Below are 16,493 nucleotides of genomic sequence, written 5' to 3'. Positions count from 1 at the left end.
CGGAGATGTTCAGTCCAGAAGCCGGGGGATCTGCACGGTCTGGAGGGTCCCGCCCCCCAGGTGCACCACGGCGCGACCGGCAGCGATCGGTGCCGTGGTGAGGGAGCGGGGGAGGCGCACGCCCAGTAGGTCTCCGTCGAGGACGGTCCGTGGGCTCAGCAGCGCCCCACGCTGGTTGTTGCGAATGTCGACCTGCCAGCCGGTGAAGCCACTGCCGACCTCCGCCGCGCTGCCGCCGAGGATGACGCCGCGGTCCCCGCCGGCGGCTTCGCGGATCCACGTGCGCAGGAAGTCTTTGGCCGGCATGTCGCGGGTGTCCTCGCCATCGTCGACGATGAGGACGACCGGGCGCTCGCCGGGGGCGAGGGCCTGGGCGAGCTCGGCCTCTGCGACGTCGGCGTGCTCGAAGATCCGGCGCACGCCGGGCATGTGCGCGAACATCGCCGGAAGCGGGGAGCGGCGGGGAGTCAGCAGGACGACATCGGAGCCGCCGTCCAGCAGGGAACGCGTCATCACCGCCAAGACGTTGCTGCGCCCCGAGCGCGGAGGTCCTGCGACCAGGAAGGTCGGTGCGCCACCTCCCAGGTCGGGGCCGACGGCGGCGAGATCGTCTCCACCGACGCCCACCATCGCCCACAGCGCCGTGTGCCCCGTGCCCGAGCGCGGATACGAGGTCGCCTCCTCCCAGGTGAGGGAACTGGGTAGCAGATCGATCCGCAACGGCTGTGAGGTGCGCGGCACGTCCCGGTCGCGGGCGCGTGCCGCCATGGCGATCTCGGTGAGCGCCACCGCCTGCGCCGTCGCGCTCACGTCGGCCGCGAGCAGCGCGACGTGCGCCTCACGGCCGGAGCCCGCCCGGATCATCCGGCCTTCCGGCATGGACTCCGGAATGACACGAGGACTGACCCCGCCCAGACTGTAGTCCGTGCGGTCAGCCAGGCGCAGCATCCACTTGTCCTCCGTCAGCACGCTGATGCGACCCGACAGCAGCGAGCGGTCACCGGCGAGGACCACATGCAGGCCGGCGCCGGCGCCTTCGCGCAGGAACCCGAGCACCGTCTCCACGAGAGCCCCGGCGTCGGCGTCGCCGAAGGTGCTCACGAAGCTCTCCCACCGGTCGACGAGCAGCACGAGATGCGGGAGGCGATCGGGCAGCTCGGCCTGTGCCCTCTGCTCACCGACGTCGGCGACGCCGAGCCGCCCCAGCAGCTCCTGGCGGCGGGTGAGCTCGGCCTGCAGCCTGTCGAACAGGCGCGTGATGCGCTCCCGCTCGGACCGTTGCACAACGGCGCCGGTGTGCGGCAGGCGGCTGAGGGGGAGGAGGGCGCCGTTTCCCATGTCGACGCCGAACAGGTGCACGTCGGCGCTGGAGATCCGCGCGGCGATGCCTCCCGCGATCGAGCGCAGCGCCTGGGACCGGCCGCTGCGCGCGGACCCGGCGAGAAACAGGTGGCCGAAGTCGGCGAAGTCGACGGTCACGGGCCGCTGCGCCTGTTCCGCGGGTACATCCGCCAGGGCCCAGGCCACGACGGGCAGCCGAGCGCTCCCTGCGGCGACGGCGTCGACGGGCAGGTCGGCGCGCAGAACAGAGGTGGGGAGCGCCGGAAGCCACGGCGAATGGTTCGGGGGGAGCGCGAGTTGGTCGGCGGCGTCCCGCGCCGCATCCACGAGTCGGGAGAGGTCGGTGCTTTCGCCGTCGGCGGACGGCGTACGCGGTGGCGCCGGCAGGGGATAGCCCGCGGTGTCCCACCCCACCTCCGCGACGAAGGGCGCCGCCTGGCGTGCGGAGGCGGCCCCCCGGCTACGCCCGCCCACCCGCGCGGTCTGGAACGGGATGAGGGAGGAATGCCCCAGACGCACGTACGCGCGCCCGGGGACGGACGCCGGAATGCGGGCCGCGTCCGGCGCGTCGATGACGTCCGTGCTGTCGGCGGCGTCGGTCACGCGCAGCGAGATGCGCAGGTTGGTGTTCGCGCGGATCTCGGCCGACACCACTCCCGAGGGGCGCTGCGTGGCCAGGATGAGGTGGATACCGAGGGAGCGCCCCCGTTGTGCGATGTTCACCAGACCGCTGACGAAGTCGGGCAGCTCGCGGGCCATCGACGCGAACTCGTCGATGACGATGACCAGACGGGGCATCGGCGGGCGGTCCGGGTCGGTGTGAGCGTCGGCGACGTAGTCCTCGATGTCTTTGGCGCCGACGCGAGCGAGCAGATGCTCGCGCCGGGTCAGCTCCGCTCCCAGGGAGGTGAGAGCGCGCTCCACCAGGTGGGCGTCGAGATCGGTGACCATGCCCACGGTGTGGGGGAGCCGGATCGCGTCCTTGAAGGCGGCGCCGCCCTTGTAATCCACCAGCACGAAGTTGATGCCATCGGGACGGTTCGCCGCCGCGAGGCTCGCCACGAGCGTCTGCAGCAGTTCCGACTTGCCGGAGCCGGTCGTGCCGGCGACGAGCCCGTGCGGGCCGTCACTGGAGAGGTCGAGCGAGAACGCGCCGTCCAGCGAGACGCCGACGACGGCGCGGGTGCTGCGGGCACCACCTGACCAGCGGCGCAGGAGATCGGGTGCCGCCACGGGCTCCAGCCCCATCACCTCGGTGAGCCGTGCGGAGTCCGGGATGGCGTCATCCTCGTCGCCGGGATCGCGCAGGGGCGCGAGTGCGCGCGCCACATCCTCGAACCAGTCGGGGTCGATTCCGTCCAGGCGTACTTCGCGCACCGTCTGGAACGACGACCGCCGGATGACCGCGCGAGAGTCGGATCCGATCGCGACGACGGCGGTGCATTCTTCGGGGAGGGAGCGTTCGTCCTCGTCCACGCAGACGCTGTAGACGCCGACGCCGGGACCATCGCGCAACACCCCGGCGACACCGGGGTAGCTGCGCAGTCGGCGGGCGCCGTCCCAGACCACGAGCACGTCCGGCGTGAAGCGCGCCGGTTTGCCGAAGGAGGCGGCCGCCTGGGCCCGGCGGGAGGCGACCAGCTGTGCGAGCTCGGCCACGCGTCGGCCGATCGTGTCGGCGTCGTTGCCGAGGAGAGCGCGCGCGTCCTGGCCGAGGGCCGGCACGGCGTGCGGAAGCCACGTGGTCCAGCCCCAATCCGATGCTCGGTCCCCGGTGGTCAGGACGTACAGCTGCAGGTCTCGGGGGCTCTGCAGGACGGCCAGTTGGGCGATGATCCATCCCGCGGTGGATCGAACCCCCGCGACCGATCCGGCGAGTCCGACGACGCCCGACACCGCGAGCGGCAGGGTCGCGGGCACATCGTGCAGCGTCGCCGGCCGCCGTCGGCGGTGCTCGAGCGGTTCGCGCATGTCCTCGACGACCACCCGGCTGGGGATGTCGGCGGTGCCCAGCCGCAGCAGCAGGTGGTCGTCATCGCCGGGTCGTCGGGCCCACAGCTGCGCGGCCGGGCCGGTTGCGATGGGCCACAGATCGGCGGCACTGGGCGCGGTTTCCAGGAGTGCGGCGCGCTCTTGGGTGCGGCGTTCGTCGATGTCGGACTCGATCTGCGCCACGAGCGTCGCGTGTTCAGTGGTGCGTTCGGCGTGCGTGCGGCGCCCTTGCCGCCGGCTGACGAACGCGTTGGCGAAGGCGATGACCGGGCTCAGCACGGCGATGAGGAGGAACATGGCCGACCCGAACGCGACCGCGGTGACAACGGCTCCGAGTAGCGGCAGGAAGGCGGCGACCCAGGGCCAGGAGCTGCGCGCCTGAGGGGCCGGGGCCGCCGGGATCGTGAACGTCGACTCGGGCTCGGCGAACCGCACGCGCGGCGGGCGGTGGAACTCCTGGACCGAACCGTCGTCGGACGGTTCGAGCACCGCGTCGGTGAGCGTTGCCGGCCGGTACTGCACGAGCCGGTCGCCGATGCGGATGTCGGTGCCCGATGGCCAGTCGACGAATTCGTCACCCAGAGCGCGTGCGTCCAGCGCAGCCGCCACGCCCACAGCGGCGGCGCGTACCCGCACCCGCATGCGGACGTCCACCTCGACGATCAGAGCGGCGTCGGGTAGGCCGGGCAGGGAGGGGCCGCGCGTCGCCGACCCGCCGATGGCGTGCCGTCCCGGGCCGAGGCGGACGACCCGCCCGCTGCCGGGTCCGCCGGCGAGCCCGATGTCGACGAGACCCGCGCCGGTACTCGAGGCCGTGCTCGCGGAGGAGCGGGCGACGGACATCACCGCGCCCTGCCGCATCCCGGCGTCCCGGAGGGAGAGCGACGGGTCCACCGCGCGGCCGTCGATGATGACGTATTCGTCGCCGGCCGCCGCCGCGGCGCTGTCGGCTCCCATGCGGCGTAGAACATCGCCGACGGATGCGTCGCCTTCGGCTTCCACCAGGAAGTCGCGGCTCCTCCGATCGAGGTCGCGAAGGGTGGTGATGATGCGCATGGGGGGATGCTCCGGTGAACGCACCGCGGTTCCGCGTCCGTGCGGACGCGGAACCGCGGTTGGCGAAGGTTACTTCTGCAGTGCGTTGGCGAGGTCGCTGTCGGTCTGCTGCAGCAGCTCGGCGGCCTTGGTCAGATAGGTACTCATGCCGTCGAGACCCGAGATCGTCTTCTTGGCGCCGTCCGTGAACTCGGCATAGCCCCGATCAAAGGCCACCGACGACTTGTCGGTGACGTACCCGCCGGAGACCAGGCTGTCTACGAGGCTCCGGAGCTGGGCCAGGCGTGCGTTGATCTCTTGCTCGCCCGCCTTCAGCCGGGTCGCTGCATCCTTCATGTCGTCGTAGGTGACGCTGAGATTGGCCATGATGTGCCTTCTTTCTTCCAGGGCCGGGCGCGCCGGCATTCAGGGGGAGGGGAGGATCAGGAGTGCGCCGGCTCGGGCGTGGCACGCGGCGCGGTGTACCGGACGTCGGGCAGGAACCCGCTGGTGAGCACACCGCCACGCGCCGTGAAGCGCCACGGCGCGGCGCCGAAGCCGCCCTTGACGAGGACGACCCAGGAGAAATCGCTCGACCCGAAGAGCGTGCGAAGAACCTCACCCTGCGCGCGGGAGGGAGGGGATTCGAGCACGATGATCCCGGTGCCCTCCTGCTCCAGGCGCTCGAGAACGGCGTCCAGGCTCCGCTGCCCGCTCTCCTCTCGCCCGCCCGCTCGCACCACGCGCTGGTCCGGGTCGGACCAGGGGCTCGTCGTGAGTTCCGCGATCCACGCCTCGACCACCTCGTCCACCGCCTCTGCCGGGCCGTCGATGCTGATCGGACCGTTGGCGCGGGAGAAATCCAGGAGGATGGCGCCGGACGCACTCATGCCGAGCCCGACCAGCCGGGAGAAGGACCTGTCGGCGCCGGCCGGGACAGGCTGGGCCTGCAGATGCGCGTGCGTCGCCGTCCAGGTGCGCCCGTCGGCCGAGGCCGTCCACCCGATGGGTGCGGGGGTAGCCGGGGCCGTCAGGAGGAGGTGAACGGCGTCATCGTCGACGGTCACCAGGTACAAGCCGGGGAAGCGCACGTTCTCGCGAGCGCACGCGGCGAGGAGGATCTTCAGCGCGCTGTCGACGATCCACGACGACGACCGGTCGGCGGGGAGTCTCGTCGCCCGCGTCGCGGAGGCCCCGCGCCGTCGCATCCGGCGGATCACGATGATGCTCAGGCCCGCCAGCACGATCGCCGCGATCGCGCCCGCCCCGGCGATGACGGCGAATGCGGGAACACCGGTGGCCTCGGGCTGTCCGTCGTCGGGCGTCGACTCGTCGACCGCCGTCCCGTCGCCGGCGGGGGCGCTGGCCGAGGGTGACGCGCCGGCCACCGGCCGCGCGGGCTGAAATTCGGAGATGGACGGGGCGAACTCCAGTTCCTCTCCGCGCGCGTCGGTGGGCAGCTGCAGGATCCATCCGGGTTTCACCACCGCGGGATCGGTCATGGCCAGCCCGTCGGGTTGTACGCGGCCCTCGTTGAGGGCGAAGATCTCGCGGAAGCGCTCGCCGTCGCCGAGGAAGCGCTGCGCGATTTCGAAGAGGAACTCCGGCTCACCGTTGAAGGCGGTCTGGACGACGTAGAACGGCACCTCGTCGGTCGCCCCCGCGGCTGCGACGACCCCGACGGGGGTCACCCCGAGGGCAGGGGCCGGGGTGGACGCGAGCGAGAGGGCGAGGATGACGCCCGCTGTCGCTGCGACGGCGCGCACGCGGTTCGGCGCCGTTCGGGCGCGCAGGACTGAGGAAGGAGAGGCCGGGGGAAGCACCCATCCATTCACTCTCGCGAGGACGGTCGCTCTCATCCGTGCAACTACGTAACGGGTACGGATGCCGGACGTGCCCGCGGAGGCATATGCCGTCCTGCCCCCGCGGTCCCGGGGTGCAACAGGGCCCCCTCTCCCCGAAGCTCTCCGGGCCCGCAGGCTCTACTTTCGTCTGAGGGCAGACCACAACGACCCCGACGACCCTTCAAGGAGAACACTCGTGACCACCATCGGCATCCTCGGGGCGGGCCAGGCGGGAAGCACGCTCGCCCGCGTCGCCATCAGGGCGGGCTATGACGTCGTCATCGCCAACTCGCGCGGACCCCAGACCCTGAGAGGTCTCGTCGCCGAGCTCGGCCCCCAGGCGCGTGCCGCCACCGCGGCAGAAGCCGCCGCCGCTGGGGACTTCGCGTTCCTGGCCTTCCCGTACACGCCAAATGCCATCCTTCCGGTCGAGGAACTCGCCGGGAAGGTCGTCATCGACAACAACAACTACATGGTCTGGCGCGACGGCAACTACCCAGAGGTGGACTCGGGCCTGAAGACGATCCATGAGTTGCGTCAGGAGCAGCTGCCTCGATCGATGGTCGTCAAGGCGTTCAGTCACATCCAGTTCCACGAGCGTTTCCAGATCCGCGTACCCAGCGACGCGCTGCCTGCCATCGTGCGGCTGGCCCGGCCTGCCGGCGCCCCGGACCGGAAGGCGCTGGTCGTCTCGAGCGATTACCCGGAAGCCGTCGAGCTCCTGACGCGCTTCTACGACGACCTCGGTTTCGATGCCGTCGACAACAGCCCGCTGAGCGAGTCCTGGCGCAGTGCCCCCGGCACACCGATGTGGCGCCACATCGTGGATGGGCAGAGCCGCGAGGACCTCATCCGCCACCTGCAGCGCGCACAACGCATCGTCCGTTGAGAGGAACAGAAGTGAGTTCACTCACCGCCGCATCGCGCGGCAATCGCCGGGTAAAAGTGGATGTCTGGGCCGACGTGATGTGCCCGTGGTGCTACATCGGCAAGCGTCGTCTGGAGGAGGCTGTTCGCTCGTTCGAGGCCGCCGGCTTCGGCGAGGGCCGGGCGGTCGAGGTCGAGTTCCACAGCTTCGAGCTCCAGCCGGACCTCCCGATCGGGCAGACGCAGTCGGTCTTCGACTTCAACGTCGAGAGCAAGGGGATGAGCGAGAGCGAGGCCACCGCGCTTCTGGCGCGGGTCACCGTGCGCGGCCGGAGCATCGGGCTCGACATCAACTTCGACACCGCCCTGCTCACCAACACATCGCTCGCCCACCAGCTGATCCACTACGCCAAGGCGCGCGGGAAGCAGCCGGAGGCCGAGGAGGCGCTGTTCGTGGCCTACTTCTCGCAGGGTCGCAACGTCTCGGACGTCGAGACGCTCGGGCAGATCGCCGACGAGCTCGGCCTGGATCGCGCAGACGCCGTCCGGTCCCTCGAAGCGGGGGAGTACGTGGACGCTGTCCACGCCGACGAAGCGGCTGCCGGAGCCTACGGGATCACGAGCGTCCCCTTCTTCGTGATCGACGGCAGGTACGGGGTGGCCGGCGTGCAGCCCACCCAGCTCATGGCGGATGCGCTGCAACAGGCATGGTCGGAGAGACACGGCTCCCCGTCCGTCTGACCACGTCGCGCGGTGAGTCGACGCGGAAACGCCCGGAAGAGATTCTCTTCCGGGCGTTTCCGTCAGTTCACGCGTGTCCGCTGACTACCAGGGCAAGATGCCGTGGTCGTCCTGCAAGGTCCCTGTGGGGCCGTCGGGAGCGAGGGTCGCCAGTCGGACGACAACGCGCGCGCTTTCGGCAGCCGGTCTCCCGTCGATCTGCAGGGCGGCCGTCATCTCCGTGGCGGTCGTGCCGGGTTCCACGGCGTTGAACTTGATCTCGGGATAGGCCTTCGCGTACTGCACCGTCAGCATCGTGATGGCCGATTTGGATGCGGAGTACAACGGCAAAGCGACGGCGTACTCCGGTCGCTCGGGGTTGGTGACGGCCCAGAACGACCCCGCGCTGCTGGACACGGTGACGACGGTGGGGTGGGCGGACGCGCGCAGGAGCGGCAGAGCCGCCTCCGTCACGCGCACCCACCCCACCGCGTTGGTGTTGAAGACCCGGAGGGCCGTAGCGGCATCGACGACCCCGTCGCCGTGGATCCCGGCGTTGTTCACCAAGACGTCCAGGCGCGGCTCGACGGCCGAGATCGTAGCGAGGGCGGCGTTCACCGATGCGTCGTCGGTGACATCGAGCGGGACGAACCGCGCACCGATGTCGGCCGCTGCCTTTTCCCCCGCCGCGATGTCGCGATCTCCGATGTAAACGGTGTGGCCCACGCTCAGAAGCTGCTTGGCGGTTTCAAAACCGATACCGCGTGCGCCTCCGGTGATGAATGCGACAGTCATGGTCGTCGATGCCGGTTCCGGCTGTCAGGCCGCGAGCTGCCGCTTCATCGTCCCGGCGTCGTGCAGCGCCGTCATGTGGATGAAACGGCCGTCACGCACCTCGTAGATGGCGTACTCCGTGATGGAGAACGACTTGCCCGTCGCCGGGACGCCGAGCCACTCCGTCACGGGAGTGCCCGTGTTGGTGAGGCGCGCGGCGAGACGGTCACCGTCGAACAGCAGTTCGTGCAGTTCCCAATGGAGGTCGGGAACCGCCTCCACGTCGGCCTTCTGAACGGTGAGGAGCACATCACGGGTCGCCGGTACGCCGTTCAGCGTCGTGGTGTCGTTGATGAACTCATCCATGCCGTCGAACTTGTGGGCGTTGAGGTCCGCGATGTAGCGCTCGTACCAGCGACGCATGGTCTCGATGTCAGACATGTTGCTTCCTTCTTCTTCTGTTTTCCGTGCCCGGGTGGGGCAGAGAACACGCTACGAGCGCTGTCATCCCCCAGCCAGTTCCCCCCGGAGCCAGGGGGCCGGCAGGGCCCCTCTCCGGCGGAATCGAACTCGTCAGGGTGCCGTTGGAGCGGTCGCGGGCCGAAATCCGCGCCACCCTATTCACACTCAGGAGAAGAAGTTGACCACCGCAAACTTGTCGACCGAGCGGTCGACACCGCACAAGCCAGCCTGGGGCGGCGTCGTCGCGCTCGGCGTCGGAATCTTCTCGTTCGTCATGGCAGAGTTCCTGCCGGCGAGCGTGCTGCCCCGCATCAGCGACGACCTCGGAATCACCACGGGCGCCGCCGGGCAGATGGTCACGGTGACCGCCATCGCCGCAGCGTTGACGGCTCTGTTGCTGCCGGCGATCCTGCCGCGCGCCGATCGCCGCCGCGTGATGATCGTGCTGACGACTCTCGCGATCGTCTCCGACCTTCTGGTGGCCATCGCGCCCAACTTCGAACTCGTGATGCTGTCGAGGATTCTCCTCGGCGTGGCGTTCGGTGGATTCTGGGCCCTGGCGACGGCCGTGGCCGCTCACCTGGTGAGTGCCGACCACCTGGGCCGCGCGCTGACGATCATCAACACCGGTGTCGCGCTCGCCACCGTCATCGCCGTCCCGCTCGGGGCGTGGCTGGGCGAGTTCTGGGGATGGCGCGGCTCGTTCGTGCTCGCCGCGGTTGTCTCGGCCGTCGCCCTCATCGCTCAGCTGGTGACCCTGCCGCCCGTGGCACCTGCTCAGAGTCACGGCATTCGTGCTCTCGGCCAGGTGCTGCGTTCGGGCACGATGCTGGCTGGGCTCTTCGCCATGCTCCTGATCTTCGGCGGCCACTTCAGCGGGTTCACCTACATCCGTCCTGCCGCGGAGTTCATCGCCGGAATCGATGCCGGCGGTCTTGCGCTGCTGCTCGGCACCTTCGGTGTCGCGAACCTGATCGGTGCGGCGTTGGCCGGCCCGCTGGCGGATCGCGCTCTGCGGGTGGCGGTGCTGTTGTTCCCCGCCCTGGTCGGCGGAGGACTCCTGGTGGCGCTGCTGCTGGGCGGATCGACCGTGGGGCTGTTCATCGGCGCCGTCCTGTGGGGAATCGGGTTCGGCGGTACACCGACCGCGATGCTGACCTGGGGGGCGCGCGCGGAGCCGACTCGCCTCGAGCAGGTCGGCGGTCTCATCGTCACGACGTCCAACGTCTCGGTGGCCATCGGCGGGGTCGTCGGCGGACTCCTCGTGGATAACGTCGCGGCCAGCGGCCCGTTCGTCGTGGGTGCGGTCGCCGTCCTCGCGGGCGCTGTGCTCATCACCAGCCTGCGCATCCGCAGGGGCTGATCTCACGCAGACCGAGGAGGTGAGCACCCGGAAGCGGTTGCCCACCTCCTCGGTGTCTGCCGCCGGCTCAGTGACGGCCGGAATAGGTCCGAGCCGGAGAGGGTTGTTGCTGGTCATGGGAAACACGCAGCCATTCGCCGGGTCCGCTCTCACCTCGCGCATATCGGTCGCATCCTCGTCTCCCTCGCTCGGGCGCCCTGACCCGGCGGCCAGCGCTGATCTCACCAACCCGCTCGGATCCTTCCTGCGCGCGCGGCGCGCACTGGTGTCGCCCGCCCAGGCGGGCATACACGACACCGGCGGTCGGCGCGTCACGGGTCTGCGGCGCGAAGAAGTCGCCCTGCTCGCCGGTATCAGCGCCGACTACTATCTCCGCCTCGAGCGCGGACGTGACCGCCGTCCCTCCGTGCAGGTGCTGGAGTCCCTTGCCCGCGTCCTGCACCTGGATGATGCGCACCTCGCGTACCTGCTCTCCCTGGCGGCGGATGCTCCCCGGCGCCCCCGGCCGGCGCTACAGGATCCACCCGCCGGGGCGGTGAAGCTCATCGAGTCGATGGCCCAGCCCGCCCTGATCGAAGACCGGTACTTCACCGTCGTCGCCTCCAATGATCTGGCACGGGCGCTGTCTCCCGACCTCAGCGTCGGATCCAACCGCCTGCGGGATCTTTTCCTCAATCCCGCCGTGCGCGCCCTCTACCCCGAGTGGGAGACGGTCACCGAGTGCTTCGTCGCCAGCCTGCGGCACGCCATGGGAAGCGACCTGGACGACCCCGGCTTCGTGGATCTCGCCGCCGAGCTCTCCGCCGCGAGCCCTCGCTTCCGCCAGCTGTGGGAGCGGCATGAGGTGCGCGGGCAAAGCGGCGCGCTGTTCCGTATTCAGCACCCGGAGGTCGGTGAGCTCTTCCTCAACGGCGAGCGCCTGAGCATCGGCGGCGCTGACGGGATGATGATGGTGGTCTTCCATCCAGACGCCCAGTCTGCCGATGCCGAGAAGCTCATGATGCTCGCCGCAGTCGCGCCGCGCGTGGACGAGTCGGTGCGCGACGACCGGCACGACATGGCCGGAGCGCAGCGCTGACGCACGGGCGCTTGCGCTCAGCGCTCCGTCGCGGACTGTAACGCCGACGGCGAGCGAGGACACCCTCTCGGGGCGCCAGGGTCGGAGGGATGCGCGTCCGTCTCGTGCACAGTGATCTCGGTGAAGGAGCGCAGCGGCAGAGTCGCCAACATCGCATCCAGCTCCGCCGGGTTTCTTGCGTGCCACAACCCCCACGTTGCCGAGCGACCCCGCACACCCCACACGCGCTGCAGGGAGCCTTGCGCCGCGAGTGCGGTGAGGGACTCGCGATCACGTCGCCGGAGATGGTGCACCTCAGACGGCGAGACCCACACGGGGATCTCCACTTCCAGGCACACGAGATATTCCTGCATCGTGGTCGTCTCTGCCCCGGCGGAGACGGTCTTCTCCGCGCCCGTCTTGCCGGCTGTCACCTCACGCACGCGGCGTCACCCGCCCGCCTCAGACCGCGCCGATCACGGCCCCGGCGGATGGGCGCTGCAGGAGTTCGATGGTGATGCCATCGGGGCCCTTCAGGTAGCACGCCCAGCCGCCGGCATTGATCCCGGCAGTGATCGCGACCGGCTCCGACAGCGGAACGGCGCCCCGCTCGGTGATCCGGGCGAAGACGGGGCCGATGTCCGGCACGAGGAAAGCCAGGTGCATCGCCCCCGGTTGCGGGTTGCGCAACGTGAGCTCTTCCAGTTCGGGCGAGTCATAGGAGATGAGCTCGAGCACGTGTCCGCTCTGCGGCCTGGCGCCATCCGTGAACCGCAACTGCGCGATGCGGAAGCGAGCTTCCGGCTCGCCGACGAGAAGGCGCGAGTACGGGTTGTCCTGTACCTGGGTATGAACGACCTCCATCCCAAATCCGTAGGCGAAGAATTCGATCGCGTGGTCCAGGTCTTTCACGGTCATGCCGATATGGAAGACGGAAACGCCACTGTCGCCCCCTGCCGCCTCGCCTACGGCTCCGCTGGAGCCGCCGCCAACCGCGCCATCGCGATCAGAATGGTTATGCATGTGAGAATCACTTTCGTCGTCGGGGGTGCACCGAAGAGCGTCGTCGGATACCGGGAAGCCTAGATCGGTTACCGCCCGTATGGGTATATCCAAATCACTTTGACGACTTCGGCCCTATTCGTATACTATGGCGATCGTGAGTGGGAACCGCTCGTGACAACGGCGTACGAGATTCGAGGGAGAGATGGATCAGACTCGAGGTACTACCGCGGCGCCAACGGACACGCTGCCGACTGTCCGCACTGACGCCCCGTTCGGCAGTGGCCGACAGCAGACCACCCTGCGCCGCCTCCTGTCGTTCGACGAGCTCGGTCCGCTCCTGGCACTCGTGGCGCTGGTCGTGATCATCGGCGCATTCCAACCCCGCTTCCTCGACGAAGACGTGCTGCTGGCCACGCTGCGCACCGCGTGCCTGGTCGCGATCACCGCCTATGGGATGGTGTTCCTGCTGGCGATGACCGAGATCGACCTCTCCGTCGGCGGCACATACGCCGTGGCGATCATCCTCGCGGCCGAGTGGATGACTTCGATCGACCCGTGGATCGCGGCGGGACTCGCCATTGTGGTGGCCATCGGTCTGGGCGCGATCAACGGCCTCCTCGCGAACATCTTCCGCGTGCCGGTGATCATCATCACGCTGGGCACGTTCACGGCGTATCGCGGTCTCGTCCAGGTGATCACGGGAGGAAGCCCCGCCACCGGCCTGCCCCTGGATGCGAGTTTTTTCAGCGTGCTCGGAGAGAACGTGCTGGGACTGCCCGCTGCGGCGTGGGCGGCGCTCATCCTCGGGATCATCCTCACCTTCATCTTCAAGAAGACGCGCTTCGGCGCCATGGTTCGAGCCAGCGGATCGAACTACCCGGCGGCGGAGTTCTCCGGAATCCCTACCCGGCGCATCCGGCTGTACGCGCTCATGCTCACCGGTGGTCTCGCCGGGGTCGCCGGCGTCCTGAGCCTGGCGTACTACCAGGGCGCCGACCCCTCTGTCGGGGTGGGCTTCGAGATGCAGGTCATCGCGGCGGCCATCATCGGTGGAACGGCGATCAGCGGCGGCACCGGCACGGTGCCCGGAGCCCTCATCGGAGCACTGATCGTCGCGGTGATCAACAGTGGCATGGTCTTCTTCCGCGTCGACCCGAACTGGACGAGCTTCGTCACAGGCGCCGTGGTGGTCATCGCCGTCTGCTCGGATGCGGTGCTCCGGCGTCGCCGGGACGCCCGGCGCCGCTGAACACCACACGACTTCCCCCAATCACGCAAGAACGAGTCAAAGGAGAACTCAGACGCATGAATACGAACAGCCTCGGTAGGACGACGCGCACTCTCGCGGGCCTTGCCGCCGTCACGCTCACTGTCGGCCTCGCCGGCTGCGCCAGCGACAGTGGATCGGACGCCGGCTCGGGCGGAGGCGACGGGGAAGTCATCGTCGCCATGACGGTGCTGCACACCGCCGCGAAGTACTACCAGGAGGAGATGCAGGGGGCGAAGGACTTCGCCGCGGAAGACGGCAACGTCGATCTGACGGTCACCGGACCACCCGCCTACGACGCCGAGGTCGCCCAGAAGCAGATCCGCGATCTCCTCGCCACTCAGCCGGATGCGATCGGCTTCACTCCGCAGCCCCCCGACCTGTGGGTGCGCACGATGAAGGACGCCGTCGAGCAGATGGACGGCAAGGTGATCGCGTTCAGTGAGCGCCCCACCTCCGCGGAGGAGGACGCCGCCGACGCCGCCGTCACGACGACGGTGGGCTACAACGACCGCGGCCAGTCGAAGGCCCTCATGGAGGCGACCATCAAGGAGGCGGGGCTTCCGGAGTCCAGCACCGGGACCGTGCTTCTCGGACCGTGCACGGCCGACACGACCGGCACCGTCGCGCTGCGGTTGGCGGGCTTCGTCGACGCCGTCGAGGAGCTGCTGCCCAACGCCAACGTCGTGACGGTCGTCACCGCCCCCTCGGTGAAGGAGAACCAGGACCGGTGGTCATCCGCCCTGACGGCCGAACCCGACGCCATCCTCGCCGCCGGCACCTGCGAGCCCGATGGCCAGAGCCTGTACCGCCTCAAGAAGGAGCGCGGATACGAATTCGCTCTCGGCGCCATGGAACTCACCCCCGAGGGGGTGGCGGGCCTGCAGGACGGCCTGATCACCGCTGTGCAGTCGGCCAATACTTGGCTCATGGGCTACACCACCGCGCGCATGCTGACGATGGCCGCCCGCGGCGAGGAGCTTCCGGAAGGATTCGTCTCGACCGGTGGCTCGCTGTTCACCCCGGCCAACGCGGATGAGATCGAGGTCCGCGAGAACGATCCGGCGACCTTCTACCAGCCGCTGGTGGACGAGCTGTTCGCCGACGGAATGCCCGAGGCTGCTCCGATCGCGGACGCCTGGAAGTAATCGGAATCATAGAAGCGACGTCAGCGAGGACCTCATGTACACGGTCAGAGATCTACACAGGACCTACGGTGGAGTGAAGGCCCTCGCTGGCGTCGATTTCGATATCGTCCCCGGCGAGGTGCACGCCCTCCTCGGTGCCAACGGGGCGGGCAAGTCGACGCTCATCAAGGTGCTCGTGGGGGCGGCCCACCCCGACGAGGGCGCGCTCGAGTTGTACGGCGAGCCGGTGAGCTTCTCGAACACTCGCGACGCGGCCCGCCGCGGCGTCGCGATCGTGTCGCAGGAGCTGACGCTCTTCCCGCACCTCGACGTGCTCCAGAACCTCTTCCTGGGTCGGGAGCCGCTCGCCGGTGGCATCTCCATCGACCGCCGGGCGATGCGCCGCGCCGCAGCTCCCGTGCTGGAGGACATCGGTCTGGACGTGGACGTCAGCCGCCCACTGGGCACCCTGCGCCTGGGCGAACAGCAGCTCGTGGAGATTGCGCGTGCACTGCTGGAGGATCCGAAGATCCTGATTCTCGATGAGCCGACGTCGGCTCTACAAGCCGCCGAAACCGAGCGTCTCCTCGGTGTGGTCCGCAACCTGCGGGATCGTGGCGTAGCCGTCGTCTACGTCTCCCACTTCCTCGAGGACGTCTTCGCTGTCGCCGACCGGATCACGATCCTGCGATCGGGGGAGGTGGTCGTCGCGCGTCGACTGCGGACCGACATGACGATTTCACAGACGGTGCAGGCGATGCTCGGAGAGACGGCCACCGAGGAGCGTCGATCGGCGGACTCGGCGCCCTTCAGCGGCGCCTCGGAGTCGGCCGAACCGCTCGTCCTCGAGGGTGTGGCCGTCAAGGGCGTCCTCGAGCCGATCGACCTCGTCGCGAGGCCGGGCGAAGTGGTCGGCCTCGCGGGCCTCGAGGGGTCCGGCGCCCGCGCCGTGCTCGATGTCGTCTTCGCGCTGCAGCGCCCTAGCCAGGGCCGGATCACGCTGCCCGGCGGCGGGGGGTGGCCGCGAACGATGAACCGCGCGGTCAAGGCCGGCATTGCTTACATCCCGGCAGATCGAAAGCGACTCGGCCTCATGTTGGACGTGTCTATCGCCGAGAACATCAGCACGGTCCGCGGCGGCCCGCTCAAGCGGATGGGAGTCATCCTCGGTCGACGGGCGATGCGGAGCAGGGCCGACCATTGGCACAAGACCCTCAGTATCGCGATGGCCACACCGGACCAGCCGGCTGGCTCGCTGTCCGGCGGGAACCAGCAGAAAGTGGTCTTCGCCAAATGGCTGGAGGCCGATCCCTCGGTCATCCTCCTGGACGACCCGTCGCGCGGCGTGGACGTGGGCGCCAAAGAAGAGATGCACGCGGTCATCGCCCAGATGGCCGCCAGTCACAAGGTGGTTCTCTACACCTCGAGCGACCTGGAGGAGATGGCAGCGGTGTGCGACCGCGTGCTCGTGTTCTTCGGAGGCAGGGTGGTCGGCGAGATCGAGGGGCATCGCCTGTCCGAGAGCGTCCTCATGGAAGCCATCAACGTCGGCGACGTCGGAGACCCCGACACGCCTCAGCTCATTTCGGCGGCGTCCGATCACGAGGGCCCGGTATCAGCGCCATGATGGTCCACCTCG

General features: G+C 69.2%; 14 protein-coding genes. 7 read left to right on the top strand and 7 right to left on the bottom strand.

Features of this window, described 5'->3' with window-relative positions; genetic code table 11:
- Positions 1-9 precede the first annotated feature (9 nt).
- The 3 genes from AC4FS2_RS12695 to AC4FS2_RS12685 form a co-directional block, all read right to left on the bottom strand.
- Positions 10-4,389, bottom strand: a complete 4,380-nt coding sequence (locus AC4FS2_RS12695) for an FtsK/SpoIIIE domain-containing protein (protein ID WP_491177467.1) — start codon at positions 4,387-4,389, stop codon at positions 10-12.
- Between the two features lie 69 nt (positions 4,390-4,458).
- Positions 4,459-4,755 carry a WXG100 family type VII secretion target gene (locus AC4FS2_RS12690; protein WP_491156436.1) on the bottom strand — a complete coding sequence of 99 codons (297 nt, stop codon included), beginning with the start codon at positions 4,753-4,755 and terminating at the stop codon, positions 4,459-4,461.
- A gap of 56 nt (positions 4,756-4,811) precedes the next feature.
- A complete protein-coding gene (locus AC4FS2_RS12685; protein ID WP_491177465.1) occupies positions 4,812-6,134 on the bottom strand; it encodes a LysM peptidoglycan-binding domain-containing protein in 1,323 nt (440 codons plus the stop codon).
- A gap of 274 nt (positions 6,135-6,408) precedes the next feature.
- Between AC4FS2_RS12685 and AC4FS2_RS12680 the strand changes: the two genes are divergently transcribed.
- Both AC4FS2_RS12680 and AC4FS2_RS12675 read left to right on the top strand, forming a co-directional pair.
- Positions 6,409-7,101, top strand: a complete 693-nt coding sequence (locus AC4FS2_RS12680; RefSeq protein WP_491177463.1) for an NADPH-dependent F420 reductase — start codon at positions 6,409-6,411, stop codon at positions 7,099-7,101.
- Positions 7,102-7,112: 11 nt separating this feature from the next.
- Positions 7,113-7,820 (top strand): DsbA family oxidoreductase, encoded by a 708-nt coding sequence (locus AC4FS2_RS12675; protein ID WP_491177461.1) that lies wholly within the window; start codon positions 7,113-7,115, stop codon positions 7,818-7,820.
- 84 nt (positions 7,821-7,904) lie between these two features.
- On the opposite strand, the gene AC4FS2_RS12670 is transcribed toward AC4FS2_RS12675, so the two are convergent.
- Both AC4FS2_RS12670 and AC4FS2_RS12665 read right to left on the bottom strand, forming a co-directional pair.
- Entirely contained in the window at positions 7,905-8,594 is a 690-nt protein-coding gene (locus AC4FS2_RS12670; protein ID WP_491177460.1) for an SDR family NAD(P)-dependent oxidoreductase, read from the bottom strand.
- A gap of 24 nt (positions 8,595-8,618) precedes the next feature.
- A complete protein-coding gene (locus AC4FS2_RS12665) occupies positions 8,619-9,014 on the bottom strand; it encodes an ester cyclase (protein ID WP_484508081.1) in 396 nt (131 codons plus the stop codon).
- A 199-nt stretch (positions 9,015-9,213) separates the two neighbouring features.
- On the opposite strand from AC4FS2_RS12665, the gene AC4FS2_RS12660 reads away from it, so the two are divergent.
- Both AC4FS2_RS12660 and AC4FS2_RS12655 read left to right on the top strand, forming a co-directional pair.
- On the top strand, positions 9,214-10,398 hold the full coding sequence (locus AC4FS2_RS12660) for an MFS transporter (RefSeq protein ID WP_491177457.1): 1,185 nt from the start codon (positions 9,214-9,216) through the stop codon (positions 10,396-10,398).
- A 115-nt stretch (positions 10,399-10,513) separates the two neighbouring features.
- Positions 10,514-11,476 carry a helix-turn-helix domain-containing protein gene (locus AC4FS2_RS12655; RefSeq protein WP_491177455.1) on the top strand — a complete coding sequence of 321 codons (963 nt, stop codon included), beginning with the start codon at positions 10,514-10,516 and terminating at the stop codon, positions 11,474-11,476.
- 17 nt (positions 11,477-11,493) lie between these two features.
- Here AC4FS2_RS12655 and AC4FS2_RS12650 read toward each other — a convergent pair whose 3' ends face one another.
- Together AC4FS2_RS12650 and AC4FS2_RS12645 are read right to left on the bottom strand one after the other, a co-directional pair.
- Positions 11,494-11,898, bottom strand: a complete 405-nt coding sequence (locus tag AC4FS2_RS12650; protein ID WP_491177453.1) for a muconolactone Delta-isomerase family protein — start codon at positions 11,896-11,898, stop codon at positions 11,494-11,496.
- A gap of 19 nt (positions 11,899-11,917) precedes the next feature.
- Positions 11,918-12,373, bottom strand: a complete 456-nt coding sequence (locus AC4FS2_RS12645) for a VOC family protein (RefSeq protein ID WP_491177451.1) — start codon at positions 12,371-12,373, stop codon at positions 11,918-11,920.
- Positions 12,374-12,662: 289 nt separating this feature from the next.
- Here AC4FS2_RS12645 and AC4FS2_RS12640 point away from each other — a divergent pair, with 289 nt between their 5' ends.
- The 3 genes from AC4FS2_RS12640 to AC4FS2_RS12630 all read left to right on the top strand — a co-directional run bounded on the left by AC4FS2_RS12640 (position 12,663) and on the right by AC4FS2_RS12630 (position 16,481).
- Entirely contained in the window at positions 12,663-13,709 is a 1,047-nt protein-coding gene (locus AC4FS2_RS12640; protein WP_491177449.1) for an ABC transporter permease, read from the top strand.
- 56 nt (positions 13,710-13,765) lie between these two features.
- On the top strand, positions 13,766-14,875 hold the full coding sequence (locus tag AC4FS2_RS12635; RefSeq protein WP_491156453.1) for a sugar ABC transporter substrate-binding protein: 1,110 nt from the start codon (positions 13,766-13,768) through the stop codon (positions 14,873-14,875).
- Between the two features lie 73 nt (positions 14,876-14,948).
- Positions 14,949-16,481 carry a sugar ABC transporter ATP-binding protein gene (locus AC4FS2_RS12630; protein ID WP_491177447.1) on the top strand — a complete coding sequence of 511 codons (1,533 nt, stop codon included), beginning with the start codon at positions 14,949-14,951 and terminating at the stop codon, positions 16,479-16,481.
- The last annotated feature ends 12 nt before the right edge of the window (positions 16,482-16,493 follow it).

This window comes from Microbacterium sp. Z10_103 (assembly GCF_058310455.1).
Note: the sequence above shows the minus strand (reverse complement) of the source record. Positions and strands in the feature narration are given on the sequence as shown.

Excerpts from the sequence above, each read along its gene's own strand:
- AC4FS2_RS12695 (WP_491177467.1), bottom strand. The coding sequence starts at position 4,389 with ATGCGCATCATCACCACCCTTCGCGACCTCGATCGGAGGAGCCGCGAC.
- AC4FS2_RS12690 (WP_491156436.1), bottom strand. The coding sequence starts at position 4,755 with ATGGCCAATCTCAGCGTCACCTACGACGACATGAAGGATGCAGCGACC.
- AC4FS2_RS12670 (WP_491177460.1), bottom strand. The coding sequence starts at position 8,594 with ATGACTGTCGCATTCATCACCGGAGGCGCACGCGGTATCGGTTTTGAA.
- AC4FS2_RS12665 (WP_484508081.1), bottom strand. The coding sequence starts at position 9,014 with ATGTCTGACATCGAGACCATGCGTCGCTGGTACGAGCGCTACATCGCG.
- AC4FS2_RS12655 (WP_491177455.1), top strand. The coding sequence starts at position 10,514 with ATGGGAAACACGCAGCCATTCGCCGGGTCCGCTCTCACCTCGCGCATA.
- AC4FS2_RS12645 (WP_491177451.1), bottom strand. The coding sequence starts at position 12,373 with ATGACCGTGAAAGACCTGGACCACGCGATCGAATTCTTCGCCTACGGA.
- AC4FS2_RS12640 (WP_491177449.1), top strand. The coding sequence starts at position 12,663 with ATGGATCAGACTCGAGGTACTACCGCGGCGCCAACGGACACGCTGCCG.
- AC4FS2_RS12635 (WP_491156453.1), top strand. The coding sequence starts at position 13,766 with ATGAATACGAACAGCCTCGGTAGGACGACGCGCACTCTCGCGGGCCTT.